The sequence below is a fragment of the Blautia sp. MSK17_66 genome (genome assembly GCF_020538025.1).
Taxonomy (GTDB): Bacteria; Bacillota; Clostridia; order Lachnospirales; family Lachnospiraceae; genus Blautia_A.
Map to the genome: position 1 here is coordinate 13,645 of NZ_JAJBNQ010000006.1, position 16,578 is coordinate 30,222.

Genomic DNA, 16,578 nt, shown 5'->3' on the forward strand with positions numbered 1-16,578 from the left:
CTGAATATCTACCCTTTCGTAACGTACTGACACCCCCTTTTCCCTCTGCTCTTTCGCAACGTATTGACATTGAGTTGCCCCAATCCCCATGTTATGCTCATATTATCAAATCAATGGAATACCTTCGCATAAAGGCTGTTCCGGGAAATAAACCAGGGAGGAAACCACTATGAAATATGTTGTTATCGATCTTGAAATGAATCCAATTGCTTCTGTCTACAAGGAAGAGCGCACAACCTGCAAACTCGAAGTAATTGAAATTGGCGCTATCCTGTTGGATGAAGCGTACCAGGAGATTGGCAACTTTGTCACTCTTGTTAAACCATATTTCAATTCCCGCATTGAAAAAAGATATGAAAAACTGACGGGAATCAAAACATCCATGGTGGAATCGGCACCTTATTTTGATGATGCCTTACGTATGTTTTTCTCCTGGTGCAACAGCATCCAGGATGAAATTCAGATCATCCAGTGGAGCGATAATGATTTTGCCCAGATTTCGAGGGAAGTACAATTAAAAAATGTCTCTTTATCCGTTCAGGATAAAAAATACATTGACACTACATGGTTTGATTTTCAGGCTGAATATGGACATACCCTTGGCCTGGAACACAATGTTTCTTTAAAGGACGCGGTTATGTATGCAGGAGAAGACTTCTGCGGTCACCAGCATGATGCCCTTGTGGATGCAAGAAACACGGCTGATTTATTTGGAATTTTGCATGATGAAGCCAAATGCCAGAAAGCACTCCAGCATGTCATTGATGCACTGAAACCCAAGAATAATTTTTCCATCGGTGACCTGTTCGATTTTTCATCCCTGTCGTTCTCCTCTTAGTGTTTTCAGCAGATGAGAAAAGGAGAGTGAACCATGAGTGATTGCTTTATCCCGCTGGGAGGGGGAAACGAAATAGGCGCATCAGCCTATTACCTCTCCATCGAGGGTATACATATTCTTTTGGACTGCGGAGCCAGGCTGAAAGGAGATGAGTTATACCCGGATTATGAGAGGCTTCTGTATGAACTGAATGATTATTCTGATCTTGACCTGATCCTGGTCAGCCATGCACATTATGACCATATCGGATCCATCGCAAGGATTGCCTCCCTTGCCCCGAATGCAGAGATTATAACCACAGAAGCCTCAAAAAGGCTGATTTATACGCAGCTTCTGGAGTTCGGACGTATATCCGGGCGAAAAGAAATTGACAAGATCAAAAATGAGCGTTACCGGAAAGCACAGTTCCTTATGGGACGTATCCATACCCGACCTGTTGCAAAACCATTTCTCATCCATGGATGTAGAATTACCCTGCTGCCAGCCGGACATATGCCAGGGGCAGTTATGATCCATCTGGAAACCGGGCATCATGATATTCTGTATACCGGGGATTTCAGTATAGCTTCCATGTTTGAGGTAAATGGCATGCGTCTTCCGGAACAGCTCCATCCAAAAACTCTTCTGATCAACATCCCGAATGCTTATCAGAAAAAGGATACGTGGGAAAGCCTGTTCAGTGAAGGCACTCCCACGGACTTACCGGCTCCTTATTCCGGACTAAAAGATATCATTCAGGAACACAGAAAACTTGGAGATGGCATCTATCTTGTTTCGAGAAGCATACCGAAACATCTGGATCTGTTTTACTTCCTGAGCTCTGTTTTTCCTGAACTCCCTGTCTACCTGGAATCAAAGAGCAGGGCAGTGGCAGACATTCTTTCGGACATGGGATATCAGGTATACACCCCAAACATTCATATCACTGAAAACATCCCGGCAAAAAACTGTATTGTAGTTGGCCAGGAAGCAAAACGGACAGGATGTGTTTCCATCCCCTTTGACAACTATAGTCTTCATGCATCAATTCCGGAAACACTTTCGTTCATCCAGCATCTTATGCCGGATTTCATGTATGTACTGCACACCCGTCCCGTGAAAGAAAAGATACCGCTCACTCACGCTGTAAAGGAACTGCAGCCCACGCTCAACGCAGTACAGTCTGTGAACGGTGAAAAATATTATTTAAAGAGGACAAAGAAAATGAAATACGATCAAATCTACCGTTCCGTAATGGAAGAAGAACTCGAAATTGCAGAAAATCAGTTGTCTGAGTACCGAAAAGGACGGCATAAATCCACTTTTGAATGGATTGCCATTTATGGGAGCCTGCTGTATCCGGGACTGCATCCACACGATGCTTATAACAAACTTCATGATTCTTTTGTAAAAGAGTCTGGCATTTCCTATGATGATTACCGCACTGCTTTACATAATACAAATCTTGACAGTGAAGACCGCAGAAGATATGTGCTTGGTTTTGTAGAAAACCAGATGTCCGTATTAAAGAAAGCTCTCGACGGAGATATGGACGCCACATCCAGCTTCTCCGAACTCACAGAAAACCTGAATCTGCGCGACCGCCAAAATGGAAAACTCTATTTTATCGGAAAGTACATGGTTATTTTCATGATTATGGCTGATCCGGATCTGAAAGATGACAAATATCTGCCTGTTGCGTTTACCTTCGGGGCCCGCTACTGTGACAGGCTACTCAGGAACCTGCGTGGACGGCTGCTGAAAAACAGTGGCATGAGGCGGAAAAGAAAATCTGCCAAAGATGTCCTTCAGGAAACAGAGCATGTGCTTTCTGAATCAGCCAAAGCGGAAGGGATGGCTTCCGGAGATAAATACGAGCAGCTTCAGTTCAAATACGATAACTGCAGGAATTCCCTGGAACTGGTACAGGCCATGCTGGATGAATTAAATGAAACCATCGATGAAACCGCAGCGGAAGCAAAAGACATGGCCATTGCATCTTTTTATACCAGCATGAACTCTGAATTTTACGGACATCTTCTGGACAGTATTGAACTGGTGGACAGAAGACTTGTCTCATTAAAAGAAAACAAAGTAAAGATTCCGCCACAGGTTCTTCCCTTGACGATTGTATTCAAACAGCTGCTTCGTTTTATCAAAGACAGCGGCATTCACCCACTTGACTCTACCGGACGTGAATTTATGGCAGAAGCAGAGGATCTGTCCGGATACACATACATTGGCGAGCCATTCAGCTATGAAGGTGAAAAGAAGCCTGTTACTGTAGAAAAACCCGGATGGAAATATGGAAATACCATTATTTCCCTTCCAACAGTACGCGAAAAAGAAGAATAGGAGAATCGATTATGTCCGAAAAACAATATTACACTGCCATTGATCTTGGAACGACTAATTCCGTTATCGCTTATGGAAACATGCAGAATAATACCATGAAACCAATCGTACTGGAGCTTGACCGCAAAAACGATACCGGAAGCAAGTCAAGAAATCCCCTTCTTCCCTCCGTTGTATTCTATTACAAGAACAGTGACGGAAAAATGACTGCCGATATCGGGGATTATGCGAAAAGCAGATACGGAACCCGCAGCGGTTATGTATGCAAGTCCGTAAAATCATTAATGGGTACCAGCGACCAGGTACCCCTTGTTGATGAAATCCCGGACAAGACCCCTTCTGATGTTTCTGCACAGATTCTTTCTTTCATGATCAATTCTGCCAAAAAGCGGCTGTTTCAGAATGAATTAAGTGATGTCATTATAACCGTACCGGCTTCCTTTGATTCAGACCAGTGCCAGGCTACTCTCGATGCCGCACGGAAGGCAGGAATCAATGTGGAAAATATGCATGATGTCCTGCTTTATGAGCCTAAGGCAGTTATTTATGATTTCATGCGGATGCAGGAATGCGGGAAGATTCCTTCTGACCTGCTGTCGCTGGATACAGAAAAGAACGTCCTTGTATTTGACCTCGGAGGCGGAACCCTCGATGTTACAATCCACTGGGTAGGTTATACAGAAAAAGGGATCCTTAACATCAAGGATCTGGCGATCAGCAGATATACGCTTCTTGGCGGTGATAATTTTGATGAACTGCTGGCCGCAGATATGTTAAAACGTTTTGAAGATAGCAATGGTATTAAAGTGAACATTAAACGAAAAGAAGAGGTCATGTGCAAATTAAGAAAACTGGCTGAAAAATTAAAAGTAGACCTGTCCCAGGCCTATGACAGTGCCAGAATGTCTGACATTGATCTTCCAGAAGATTATGAACTGGAAGTTATGGATATTGATCTTTATGATTCTTATGCTTATGCCGACACTTATACCAGATCGGATGTAGAAAGGATTATATCCCCACTTATGGGATATAAGTATAAGCTGGAGGATGCATCAAAAATCCAGCATATGGCGGAAAAGGACGTAAATAACATCATCTACCCTGTTCTTGATGTCCTCGATAAATGCGGGAAAGATACAAAAATAGACGCGGTTATTTTAAATGGAGGCATGACCAAGTTTTATCTTATCCCAAAACGTTTAAAGGATTTCTTCGGGTTCGAACCACTGACAACCAGTGATCCCGATTTATCCGTAGCAAGGGGAGCTGTATATTACCATTACTGCCTCCACAAATATAATGTACGTAAGCTGGAAGATCCATCATCTTCTGAAAAAACAAACGTATGCACCAGTGCTCTGCATCCAGGCATTGCATTTAATACCAGCACCATTTTAAACGATACCATTAACCTCGGATTACGAGGCGAGTATGTAAGCCAGCTGATTCCGGCAGGTACTGAACTTCCTTATAAATCGGAAGAGATCCGTGACAAGTATAAACTGGATAAGGCAACAAGCTCCCTGGGCATTGAAATGTTCCTCGGAAGGGGTAAAACAAAGAACCTCCCAAACCGCAGGATAGCTACAAGGACAGTAAAATTCGGCAGGAGTTATCCGGCAGATACTCCTATCAGTTTTCAGATCTACATTAACCCGCTGCGAATGATGACCATGGAAGCCTGGATCACCGGACAGCCTAAAACAAAGAAAACAATGGAAATGGATATGGCTTCCTTAAAACGTACAGAAAGAACATCAAAAAATATCAGTACTGTCGAGAAAATAAAATTAAACCCCAAAAGCGAACTGAACGAACTGCGGGCTCTGTCTGATAGGAACAAAAATAAACTCGGACATGAATTGAATCCGCAGCTATCCAGAGCCTTGGAAACCATCGGTCAGGCATCTAATCCTGAAGATTTCTTTGAGCCATGCATGGATATCGCGAAAACCTGCAAGCAGTCAGACCTCATGCTGGCATATATCTATATGATTGCAGGAATGTTCAAGGATGGATGGAACGACCAGCAGAAGAGACAGGTGCTTTCCTATGCCAGACAACATTTTTCTCCATATGCTTCCGCAATCAAACAGAACTACTATGTACTGCGAAGGGCCCTGGAAGTCATCGGACAGTTCGGTGAGAACTTTGCTGATTTCTGCACGGAATATATGGGTCGGGTTTACGGTGACAGTACCCAGTTCAAAAATGTCATCCTGCAGATGGTGATCCGCTATGAGCACGACGACAAAAAGGTAGCTGAATTCCTGAACAACTATTTCCAGACAGCAGATTTTAACCAGTGGATCGCTTCCCTTATGGCTGACCGCTTCGGCTCCGGTACTTCTATGGAAAACCAGAAGTATCTGGTGAAATTCATCAAAACAATCACGCCATGGTTATCGCTGGAAGACGAGAACGGTACGGATAAATTCACTGCACTCCTTATTGCAGAACTCTGTACCAATCAGGCTGATAATCCTATCTGTGCGGACAGCTATACCATGAAACATACATGGTCTGCAATCAAAAATTACCTTGCTAAAGAAGACGATCCCATGTTTGTTTCCACGGTAATTGATCTATGGAATGGAACAGCTCTCAGCCTTGAGGAGACGAGCGTTCTCGACGAGCATCTCGCCTGCAACTAATATCTTATGAAAGCAGATATTTCGCATTTCTTAATGTATTGACATCGAAATAACAAAAACTTTTATAGTATACTTTTATCGTGAAGAACCCCTGACTTCAGTCGTGGGTTTCTTCACAGATACCATTAAGTATGCCGGCATGATTTGTAACTGTAAACCCAATAAATGTCATAAGGAGAAGAGTATATGTTTGAAAAATTATTAAAAGCTATCAGTTTGAATGATGAGGATTACACGGAAGAGACGGAGGATACAGACTACAAGGGTCATTTTTTTACAATACTAATCCTTGCGGTTATATTTATAAGTATTGTTGCGGCCGGATATTTTTATATGATGAACTGCACGAAATACAAGTATGACGATTCCATGACCGTTTCCCAAAATGGAACCCGCATTGTATATGATAATGACGGAGCGTATTTAATGAAAGGGAAAAGGATATTGTCCGATGTTTACAGGGCAATCGAAAAGGATCCATTTTCCGATTATTGCCGTGTTATAGATAATGAAGGGCTGATCGGATTTATCTCAAAGACGGACGGGAAAGTAGTTATTAAACCAAAATATACAGACGCTTCGCCCATGTCAGACCACTCATCCTGTGTCAGTGAAGGAAACGGGTTTTATTTTATTTCTGAAGACGGAAGTTATATGACCGGTACCTATGAAGAAGCCAATCCATTAGAACGCAATGGAACAGTGGCGAGAGTAAAGACATCTGAGGGATGGGCAATTATTGACAAAAATGGCACCGTGCTTATTGACAAGTGTGAATCAATCGGCAAGCTTCCGTTCATCGCATCCACAGGAATGGCAGCACGAAATGGACATGTATTACTGCTTCGATATTCAAATGAATCGGATGAAACTGCTTCCGTGCAGGTTATCAAAGAATTTGAAGAGTTCTCTGAGATCTCAGGAGGGTATCTCGAAGAATTTGTTGTTGTAAAGGGAAAAAATGGATATGGAGCTATCGATTTTAATGGAAACATCATTATGCCGGCAGTATACGAGTCCTTAGATTGGGATAGCTACAAAATTCAGGGTGAAGTCTTTAAAAAAGAGATCATTTTTAAAGGAAAAAAGAAAAATGGAAGATTCAATGTAATGGACTGGAATCCAGAAAAAGCGTAAATGTACAATCACTAATGACGGAGTCCCAGGATAGAGCTTATTTTCTATGATCCTGCTTCCATGATGCGGCCGTTTGTAGACGAAGTCATTCCTGAATCTAAAAATGCTCATTCACTGGATATGACGGATGTAGCAGGGTATTATGACATATAATCTTGAATTTACCTGTTGATGCGTTTATAATAGCAAAAGATATATGTCAAATTTTCACCCTGCATGATAATTGATTTTTAAGGGAATTCACCAAACGTGATATTTATTGTCAAGTATTTGCAGAAAACCCATTTTTTGACCAAATGCCCTGAACAGCCTTTTTTGCAGAGGGTTTTGAGCAGGTAAAATGACGTATTATTTAATATCAGTTACATATTGTACAGACTGCTTACTAATTCGATTAGTTTGTACAATATATACAACTAACGAAAGGAAAACTATGAGAAAATTAGCATTACGCGATGAGATACTGCTGCAGATTGACAAAGCCGCGCGCTACATCGGCGGCGAGGTCAATGCAGTCATGAAAAACAAAGATGATGTAGATATCCGCTTTGCGATGGCATTCCCGGATGTCTATGAGATCGGTATGTCAAACCTTGGCATGATGATCTTATACGATATGTTCAATAAAAGAGACGACGTATGGTGCGAGCGTCTCTTTTCGCCGTGGACAGATCTTGATAAGATCATGCGAGAGGAAAAAATTCCTCTGTTTACTCTGGAGTCCCAGGATCCGGTGAGGGAATTTGATTTCCTCGGGATCACACTGGGCTATGAGATGTGTTACACAAACGTTCTTCAGCTTCTGGATCTTGGCGGAATCCCGCTTCGGGCAGCACAGCGTACCGAGGATGATCCGCTGGTGATTGGCGGTGGCGCATGTGCCTACAATCCGGAACCGCTGGCAGAGTTCTTTGATCTCTTTTATATTGGAGAGGGAGAGACTGTCTATGATGCTTTGTTTGATGCATATAAGGCCAACAAGAAGAATGGCGGCAGCAGACAGGATTTTCTTCTGAAAGCAGCACAGATTCCGGGAATCTATGTGCCGTCACTCTATGAAGTCACCTACAAAGAAGACGGTACGATTGAATCTTTTGCTCCTAAATACGAAGGAGTGCCTCAAAAGGTGGAAAAACAGCTCGTCATCGATATGGACAAAGATTATAACAAACTGGAAGCACCAGTTGTGCCGCATATCAAGGCGACTCAGGATCGTGTCACTCTGGAGATCCAGAGAGGCTGTATCCGCGGCTGTCGTTTCTGTCAGGCGGGCATGATCTACCGGCCGACAAGAGAGCGTGATGTGGAGACTCTGAAGGAATCTGCAAGGATCATGCTTCAGAACACAGGACATGAGGAAATTTCCTTAAGTTCTTTAAGTTCCAGTGATTACAGTGACCTCAAGGAGATCGTAAATTTTCTGATCGATGAATTCCGTGAGGAGGCAGTAAATATTTCTCTGCCGTCTCTTCGAATCGATGCCTTTGCACTGGATGTTATGAGTAAAGTACAGGATGTCAAAAAAAGCAGTCTGACTTTTGCACCGGAGGCAGGTTCTCAGCGTCTGCGTAATGTCATCAACAAGGGACTTACCGAGGAGGATATCCTGCATGGTGCCGGAGAAGCTTTCAAGGGTGGATGGAATCAGGTAAAACTTTATTTCATGCTTGGTCTTCCTACAGAAACTGAGGATGACATGAAGGGAATCGCGCATCTTGCACAGAAGATTGCGGAAACTTACTATGAAGTCGTTCCGAAGGAACAGAGAAAAGGCAAGGTACAGATCAATGTCAGCACATCCTTCTTTGTGCCGAAGCCGTTTACCCCGTTCCAGTGGGCACCGATGTTCCGCGAGGGAGACTTCATCGAGAAGGCCAAAGTGGTAAAGAATGAGATCCGTTCCCAGCTGAACCAGAGAAGTATCCGTTACAACTGGCATGAGCCGGATGTTACTGTCCTGGAAGGTTTCCTTGCAAGAGGTGACCGCCGCTGTTCAGAAGTGATCTTAAGAGCGTATGAAAAGGGTGCTCTTTACGATGCCTGGTCAGAAAGCTTTGATTATGATATCTGGAAAGAAGCATTCAGAGAAACCGGTGTGGATATTGAATTTTACACCTTACGTGAACGCAGCACAGATGAAATCCTTCCGTGGGATTTCATTGATGCAGGCGTGACAAAGAAATTCCTGATCCGTGAGTGGGAACAGGCAAAAGCAGAAACTGTGACACCGAACTGCCGCCAGAAATGTTCTGGCTGCGGTGTGCTTAAATACAAAGGAGGTGTGTGCTGTGAAAGTAAGAATTAAATTTGCCAAAACCGGTCATATGAAATTTGTGGGACATCTGGATACGATGCGTTACTTCCAGAAGGCAGTCCGCCGTGCCGGGCTTCCGATTGCTTTCTCCGGTGGATACAGCCCGCACATGATTATGTCCTTTGCAGCACCACTTGGTGTTGGTACAACCAGTCTTGGTGAGTACTTTGATATGGAACTTACTGAAACCGTTCCAACCAAAGAGATTGAAAACCGTTTGAACGCAGTTATGGTGGATGGTGTTTCCGTATGTTCTGCCCGTCAGGTAGAGGATGGCAAGGCCAGCACAGCCATGTCTCTTGTGGCAGCAGCGGATTATTCTGTGCAGTTCCGTGAGGGAAAAGAGCCTGCTGCTGACTGGCGTTCCAGACTGGATGCGTTTCTTTCTCAGAAGGAGATCATCGTAACCAAGAAGACGAAGCGCAGTGAAAAGACGGTGGACATCCGTCCGTATATATATGAAATGCACTTAGATGGGGAAGGTGTTTTTATGCAGCTTGCCTCTGCAAGTTCCAACTACACCAAACCGGAACTGGTCATGGATACTTTTCTTCAGTGGATGGGTGAGGAGCCACTTCCTTTTGCCTATATGATCGAACGCCGTGAAGTTTACGCAAACAAGGGGACGGAAGAGGACCGCAGGCTTGTAACGCTGGAAGCACTGGGTGATGAAGTTGAGTAAGCTGATCCTCACCGAGATGGTGATCCGCGGACGTAAATGCATTGTCTGTGCAGCGGCAGAAGAACAGAAGATCATGGAACTCCGTCTGGAACCTTCTGATAAGAAGAACACCTTAAATAACATTTATGTGGGGCAGGTAGAAAAGACAGCCGCGAACATTCAGGCTGCTTTTGTGCGGATCGGAGATGGAATCAATGGTTATCTTCCGCTGGAGCAGGCAAAAGAGGCTATTTTTACAAGTGGACGGAAGGGAGATTCCATCCTTCGCCCGGGCGATGAACTTCTGGTTCAGATCAACCGTGAAGCCATGAAGGGAAAACTTCCCGCACTGACAGCCAATCTGAATTTTTCAGGGAAGTATCTGGTTCTGACTACAGGGAACAAAAAAATCGGCTTCTCCAATAAACTGACGAAAGAAGAGAGTACGCTTCTGAATAAATGGCTGGAAGAAGAGAGGAATCTTTCGGAGAGAGAGTATGGGCTGATCGTCCGTACAAATGCGGCAGATGCCTCCAAAGAGGATTTCCTTTATGAACTGGATCTTCTCAAAAAACAGTATCAGAAAGTGGCGGTAAACGGAAGAAACCGAACCTGTTTCAGTCTTCTCTATGAGGCTGAGGCATTCTATCTGGCAGCAGTCCGCGATATTTACACCAGAGATCTGGAAGAAATCGTTACGGACATTCCGGAGATCCATAGCAGAATCCAGGACTATCTGGCAGAGTTCCAGTCAGAAAAACAGACCCTTTTGCGCCTGTATGAGGATAAACTCCTTCCATTATATAAGCTCTATAATCTGGAAGGTGCCATAGAAGAAATCCAGCATGAAAAGATCTGGCTCAAAAGCGGCGGCTTCCTTGTCATTCAGCAGACAGAAGCTTTCGTATCCATAGATGTCAACAGTGGGAAATACACCGGCAAGAAAAAAGCAGAAGAAACCTATCGAAAGATCAATCTGGAAGCAGCAGGGGAAATTGCCAGACAGCTTCGCCTGCGGAATCTTTCAGGAATCATTCTGATCGATTTCATTAACATGCAGAACCCAGACCATCAGGATGAACTGTTTCACGTTCTCAAGAAACATCTGCGCAAAGACCCAGTCAAATCCAGAGCTATAGACATTACTCCTTTACACATCCTGGAAATGACCCGCCAGAAAATCCGCCGCCCCCTGATCGAAGAACTCAAAGATCTTTAACATGATTAACATAACATTTACTATGTAAACCAAACACGATTCCAGCGGTGGCCAAAAAGGGGGAGCACGAGGGGGAATTCCGGCCGTTCGCAACTCTGAGGTATTCCCCCTCGCATATTTTTTGTGTTTTTATAAAATAAATTTCCTTAAAAAACTTGACAAAAAAAATAACCCATGCTAATATACAAAAGATGCCGCACAGAGAGGTTTAAGAGCATGAGATTTTAATCAAAAATCCTCATTCCACCATATCTGGCGAGTAAAGATTATAGGAGGTGCCACAGATGTACGCAATTATTGCAACAGGTGGTAAACAGTACAAAGTTGCCGAGGGCGACGTAATCAGAGTTGAGAAACTCGGTGTTGAAGCTGGTGAAACCGTTACTTTTGATAACGTTCTTGCAGTTAGCAATGAAGGTTTAAAGGTTGGAGCAGATGTAGCTAATGCCAGTGTTACCGCTTCTGTAGTTGAAAACGGAAAAGCTAAAAAAGTTATCGTTTACAAATACAAAAGAAAAACTGGATATCACAAGAAAAACGGTCACAGACAGCAGTTCACTAAAGTTAAAATCGAAAAGATCAACGCTTAATCTGGTGTTTGCATGATTACAGTGACAGTCAGTAAGAAGAACAATTCTTATATCAGTTTTACATCCAAAGGACATGCCGGATATGCGGAGGAGGGATACGACATTATTTGTGCCGCTGTTTCTGCCCTCGTGATCAACACGGTCAATTCTCTGGATCAGCTGACGAAGGATCAGATAGAGGCGGAGGAGAGTGATGGTTTCGTATCTTTCACTTTCACCAGTCCGATCTCAGAGGGAGGAACTCTTCTGATGGATTCGCTTGTTCTTGGACTGACAGAAATTGAGCATAGTTATTCAAAACGTTATTTAAAAGTAAAAGTCAGGGAGGTGTAATGACATGATGAAAATGAACCTTCAGTTATTCGCACATAAAAAAGGTGTTGGTTCTACAAAGAACGGCCGTGACTCTGAATCTAAGAGATTAGGTGCCAAAAGAGCAGACGGACAGTTTGTTAAAGCTGGAAACATCCTTTACAGACAGCGTGGAACAAAGATTCACCCAGGTGAAAATGTAGGCTGCGGTAAAGACTATACATTATTTGCACTGACAGATGGTGTAGTAAGATTCACCAGAAAAGGACGCGATAAGAAACAGGTTTCTATCGTTCCGGTAGAGGCAGAATAATCAAGTTCAGCGTAAGGCTTCAAATCGTTCAGGTTTGGAGCCTTTCTTTGAATTAAAAATAGAGTAGAAAGAGGAGCGACATATATGTTTGCAGACAGAGCAAAAATTATCATCCGTTCAGGAAAGGGCGGAGATGGACATGTAAGCTTCCGCCGAGAGCTGTACGTGCCGAATGGCGGTCCTGACGGCGGAGATGGCGGAAGAGGCGGAGACGTGATCTTTGAAGTAGATGAAGGTCAGAATACGCTTGGAGAATACCGTCACAAAAGAAAATTTAAAGCACAGGATGGTCAGGAAGGCGGCAAGAAGCGCTGCCACGGAGCAGATGGAGAGGATATTGTCCTGAAGGTTCCGGAGGGAACTGTTATTATGGAAGCACAGTCCCGTAAAGTCATTGCGGATATGTCAGGTGAAAACCGCAGACAGATCGTGCTCAAAGGTGGAAGAGGCGGTAAGGGAAACCAGCATTACGCTACAGCTACCATGCAGGTTCCGAAGTATGCACAGCCAGGCCAGCCTGCACAGGAGCTGGAAGTTCAGCTTGAACTCAAGGTGATCGCGGACGTAGGTCTTGTGGGATTTCCAAACGTGGGTAAATCTACGTTCCTTTCCAGAGTGACCAATGCACAGCCAAAGATCGCCAATTATCATTTTACGACACTGAGTCCGAATCTTGGTGTAGTAGATACGGAAAACGGCGGTTTTGTCATTGCTGATATTCCGGGACTGATCGAGGGTGCTTCCGAGGGCGTCGGACTTGGACACGAATTCCTCAGACATATTGAACGTACCCGTGTTCTGGTTCACATTGTAGATGCGGCATCTACAGAGGGACGTGATCCGGTGGATGATATCCACAAGATCAACAGGGAACTGGAGGCCTATAATCCGGAAATCGCAGCCAGACCACAGCTGATCGCAGCAAATAAGATCGACTGTATTTTTGATGACGGTGAAGAGAATCCGATCGATCGTCTCAAAGCTGAGTTTGAGCCGCAGGGAATCCGTGTTTATCCGATCTCAGCAGTAACAGGCCAGGGACTTAAAGAGCTTCTTTATGGTATCAAGGAACTTCTGGATAGCGTGCCGGCAGAGAAAATCGTATTTGAACAGGAATTCTTCCCGGAGGAGGAACTGTTTGCAGAGAACCTTCCATTTACAGTGGAGAGGGATCCGGAGGATCCGGAACTCTTTATCGTGGAGGGACCGAAGATCGAAAAGATGCTCGGATATACAAATCTTGATTCTGAGAAGGGCTTTGCTTTCTTCCAGCGCTTCCTCAAAGAAGGCGGAATTCTGGAAGAACTGGAGAAAGCCGGTATTGAAGAAGGAAATACAGTCCGTATGTACGGCTTTGACTTTGATTATTATAAATAGAAAGGTCTGAATTTATGACAAGCAAACAGAGAGCATACCTGAAAGGGCTTGCAATGAAAATGGAACCGATCATGCAGCTTGGCAAGGGTTCTGTCACACCGGAGAATACAGCGGCTGTTGACGAGGCACTTGCAGCAAGAGAACTGATTAAGATCAGTGTGCTTCAGAACTGTCTGGATGATCCGCGTCAGATGGCAGAAGTCCTTGCAGAAAGAACACATGCCCAGGTTGTACAGGTGATCGGAAGAAAGATTGTTCTGTATCGAGAAGGCAAAAAAGACAAGAAAAAAATCATTCTTCCGTAATTTTCTGGAGGAACAGGGATGGAGAACAGACGAAAAAAAATCGGTATCATGGGCGGAACCTTTGATCCGATCCATGTCGGTCATCTGATTCTTGGTGAAAAAGCCTATGAGCAGCTGGGGCTTGATAAGATTCTGTTTATGCCGGCAGGAAATCCGCCGCATAAACGGAACCGTAACGGAAGAGCAACAGATGAGCAGAGAACAGAGATGGTAAGACTGGCGATTGAAGGAAATCCACACTTTGAACTTTCTCTGATCGAAATGAATGCAGAGGGGTTTACCTATACCTACCGTACCCTGGAAAGATTAAAAGAGCAGAATCCTGATACAGATTATTATTTTATCATAGGGGCGGATTCCCTCTATAATTTTACAACATGGATGGAGCCATCCCGGATCTGCAGGGCATGTACGATCGTTGTTGCGACCAGAGATCATGTGCCTGTAAAGAATCTGGATCAGGAGATGACTTATCTTTCCAGACAATACGGAGGATGTTTTATACGGCTGAATACTCTGAATATTGATATTTCCAGCCAGCTTTTGCGCCAGTGGCACCAGGAAGGTAAAAGCATTCATTATTATGTGCCCGAGGCGGTTGTGGATTACATTGAGAAGCATCAGATTTATCACTTCTCTGAGATGGGACCGGTTTTTGACCAGACAGAGGGAGATACTATAAAGATGGCAGATTATGATTTTATAAAAATGCAAAAGAAACTGGCAAAATATCTTGATGAAGATCGTTTTGCACATACACTTGGAGTTATGTATACCTGCGCTTCTCTGGCTATGGTCCATGGTTATGACCTCAAAGATGCACAGGTTGCTGGTCTGCTTCATGACAGTGCCAAATGTATCCCAAATAAGAAAAAACTTAAAATGTGTGAAGAACATAAAATCCCGGTTACGGAATTTGAAAAAACACATCCGTTTCTTCTTCATGCGAAATTAGGAGCATATGTTGCAGAAGTTAAATATGGAATCAGGAACAGGGAAATCCTTTCTTCCATTACGTATCATACAACAGGAAAGCCGGAGATGTCTGCCCTGGAAAAAATCGTATATATTGCGGATTATATCGAGCCGGCAAGAAATAAAGCACCGAATCTTACAAAGGTGCGCAAGCTTGCCTTTGAAGATCTGGATGAATGTATGTATGAGATTCTTAAAGATACCCTTTCTTATCTTGAAGAAAACCCAAAGGACGTTGATGCTGCAACAAAAGAAGCATTTGAATATTACAGCGTTTTGCATAAGAACAGGTTTGCATAAGAACAGGCCTGATGCAGAAAGGAATGGAATTTATGAGCAAAGAACTGGAAATGGTACGTCTTGCCTGCAAGGCTCTGGATGAAAAAAAGGCTCTGGATATAAAAGTGATCGATATCCATGAGGTTTCTGTGATCGCAGATTACTTTGTGATCGCGAGCGGAAGCAACTTAAACCAGGTACAGGCAATGGTAGATAACGTAGAAGAACAGCTTGGAAGAGCCGGTTATGAACCGAAACAGGTGGAAGGAACAAGAGGTTCCAACTGGATCCTTATGGATTATGGCGATCTCATCATCCATGTGTTTGATGAAGAAAACCGTCTTTTCTATGATCTGGAGAGAATCTGGAGAGATGGAAAAGAAGTGGATGCAGAAGAGTTTTTAAAATAATCGTTTACCATAAATATATTATGTAAACAAAGAGAAGCAAAGAGAAACGTCCCTGGTCGGAAAAGACAAGGGACGTTTTTGGCTTTGTTGGAGATTACTTTGTAATGTTCCTGAAGATTTACTGAAAGAAGCGGAATACACCAAAAACTTTACCAAGGATCTGAAGATTGTCCTGAACCAGGATTGGATCCATGTAATCGTTCTCCGGCTGGAGACGATAGTAACCGTCTTCTTTATAAAAAGTCTTGACAGTGGCGGAATCCTCCACGAGAGCAACTACGATATCGCCATTCTTGGCAGATGTCTGCTGTTTGACAAGAACCTGATCACCATCAAAGATACCGGCGTTGACCATACTGTCCCCCTTGACACGGAGCATAAAACTCTGCTCATTCGGCATGAATTCTGCCGGAACAGGGAAATAAGTCTCGATATTCTCTACTGCGAGGATCGGCTGTCCCGCTGCTACAGTACCAACAAGCGGTACATTGACAACCTCTCTGCGGGCAAGATTGAAATTATCGTCGATGATCTCGATCGCTCTGGGCTTGGTTGCATCCCTGCGGATATATCCGTTCTTCTCAAGGGCTTCCAGATGAGAATGCACAGAAGATGTGGATTTCAGATGAACTGCTTCACAAATTTCTCTTACGGCAGGAGGGAAGCCTCTGTTCAGGATTTCGTTTTTGATATAATCCAGAATCTCCTGCTGTTTTGAACTGATTCTGCCATAAGCCATAATGATACCTCCGGGTTCACGATACTTTAATATATATAAATCTAGTATAACATAATTTGTTTGAAATAGCAAACAAATATTCGGAAAATATGTTCGTAATATTCACGGGATATTTTCG

15 protein-coding genes and 1 pseudogene are annotated in these 16,578 nt (G+C 43.6%); 15 read left to right on the plus strand and 1 reads right to left on the minus strand.

Annotated elements, in window-relative coordinates:
• The first annotated feature begins 169 nt into the window (after positions 1 to 169).
• The 15 genes and pseudogenes from LIR34_RS04395 to rsfS all read left to right on the plus strand — a co-directional run bounded on the left by LIR34_RS04395 (position 170) and on the right by rsfS (position 15,721).
• Positions 170 to 838, plus strand: a complete 669-nt coding sequence (locus LIR34_RS04395) for a 3'-5' exonuclease (protein WP_173902100.1) — start codon at positions 170 to 172, stop codon at positions 836 to 838.
• Positions 839 to 871: 33 nt separating this feature from the next.
• Positions 872 to 3,172, plus strand: coding sequence for an MBL fold metallo-hydrolase (locus tag LIR34_RS04400; protein WP_173902101.1), 2,301 nt, complete (start codon positions 872 to 874; stop codon positions 3,170 to 3,172).
• 11 nt (positions 3,173 to 3,183) lie between these two features.
• On the plus strand, positions 3,184 to 5,829 hold the full coding sequence (locus tag LIR34_RS04405; RefSeq protein WP_173902102.1) for an Hsp70 family protein: 2,646 nt from the start codon (positions 3,184 to 3,186) through the stop codon (positions 5,827 to 5,829).
• Between the two features lie 186 nt (positions 5,830 to 6,015).
• The gene (locus tag LIR34_RS04410; protein WP_173902103.1) at positions 6,016 to 6,966 is read left to right on the plus strand and encodes a WG repeat-containing protein; all 951 of its coding nucleotides are present in this window, start codon (positions 6,016 to 6,018) and stop codon (positions 6,964 to 6,966) included.
• A gap of 433 nt (positions 6,967 to 7,399) precedes the next feature.
• On the plus strand, positions 7,400 to 9,271 hold the full coding sequence (locus LIR34_RS04415; protein ID WP_173902104.1) for a TIGR03960 family B12-binding radical SAM protein: 1,872 nt from the start codon (positions 7,400 to 7,402) through the stop codon (positions 9,269 to 9,271).
• On the plus strand, positions 9,255 to 9,962 hold the full coding sequence (locus LIR34_RS04420) for a TIGR03936 family radical SAM-associated protein (RefSeq protein WP_161285839.1): 708 nt from the start codon (positions 9,255 to 9,257) through the stop codon (positions 9,960 to 9,962). Before LIR34_RS04415 ends, LIR34_RS04420 begins: the two co-directional genes overlap by 17 nt.
• The gene (locus LIR34_RS04425; RefSeq protein ID WP_173902105.1) at positions 9,949 to 11,160 is read left to right on the plus strand and encodes a ribonuclease E/G; all 1,212 of its coding nucleotides are present in this window, start codon (positions 9,949 to 9,951) and stop codon (positions 11,158 to 11,160) included. The genes LIR34_RS04420 and LIR34_RS04425 overlap by 14 nt, the downstream gene beginning before the upstream one ends.
• Positions 11,161 to 11,444: 284 nt before the next feature.
• A complete protein-coding gene (gene rplU / locus LIR34_RS04430; protein WP_005422792.1) occupies positions 11,445 to 11,750 on the plus strand; it encodes a 50S ribosomal protein L21 in 306 nt (101 codons plus the stop codon).
• A 12-nt stretch (positions 11,751 to 11,762) separates the two neighbouring features.
• Complete coding sequence (locus LIR34_RS04435) at positions 11,763 to 12,083, plus strand: ribosomal-processing cysteine protease Prp (protein ID WP_161285840.1); 321 nt, start codon at positions 11,763 to 11,765, stop codon at positions 12,081 to 12,083.
• Positions 12,084 to 12,087: 4 nt separating this feature from the next.
• Positions 12,088 to 12,375, plus strand: a complete 288-nt coding sequence (gene rpmA / locus LIR34_RS04440; protein ID WP_005422790.1) for a 50S ribosomal protein L27 — start codon at positions 12,088 to 12,090, stop codon at positions 12,373 to 12,375.
• An 84-nt stretch (positions 12,376 to 12,459) separates the two neighbouring features.
• Positions 12,460 to 13,752: a GTPase ObgE gene (obgE, locus tag LIR34_RS04445; protein WP_161285841.1), complete on the plus strand. Its 1,293-nt coding sequence runs from the start codon at positions 12,460 to 12,462 to the stop codon at positions 13,750 to 13,752.
• A 14-nt stretch (positions 13,753 to 13,766) separates the two neighbouring features.
• On the plus strand, positions 13,767 to 14,057 hold the full coding sequence (gene yhbY / locus LIR34_RS04450) for a ribosome assembly RNA-binding protein YhbY (RefSeq protein WP_161285842.1): 291 nt from the start codon (positions 13,767 to 13,769) through the stop codon (positions 14,055 to 14,057).
• 18 nt (positions 14,058 to 14,075) lie between these two features.
• Positions 14,076 to 14,678, plus strand: a pseudogene (gene nadD, locus LIR34_RS17935) (nicotinate-nucleotide adenylyltransferase); the annotation flags it as partial.
• Positions 14,679 to 14,741: 63 nt separating this feature from the next.
• The gene (gene yqeK, locus LIR34_RS17940) at positions 14,742 to 15,332 is read left to right on the plus strand and encodes a bis(5'-nucleosyl)-tetraphosphatase (symmetrical) YqeK (RefSeq protein ID WP_173902146.1); all 591 of its coding nucleotides are present in this window, start codon (positions 14,742 to 14,744) and stop codon (positions 15,330 to 15,332) included.
• A gap of 32 nt (positions 15,333 to 15,364) precedes the next feature.
• Positions 15,365 to 15,721, plus strand: a complete 357-nt coding sequence (gene rsfS, locus LIR34_RS04465) for a ribosome silencing factor (RefSeq protein ID WP_161285861.1) — start codon at positions 15,365 to 15,367, stop codon at positions 15,719 to 15,721.
• Positions 15,722 to 15,839: 118 nt separating this feature from the next.
• Here the strand turns inward: rsfS and lexA are convergent, their stop codons facing one another.
• Positions 15,840 to 16,460, minus strand: a complete 621-nt coding sequence (gene lexA, locus LIR34_RS04470; RefSeq protein WP_173902106.1) for a transcriptional repressor LexA — start codon at positions 16,458 to 16,460, stop codon at positions 15,840 to 15,842.
• Positions 16,461 to 16,578 lie beyond the last annotated feature (118 nt).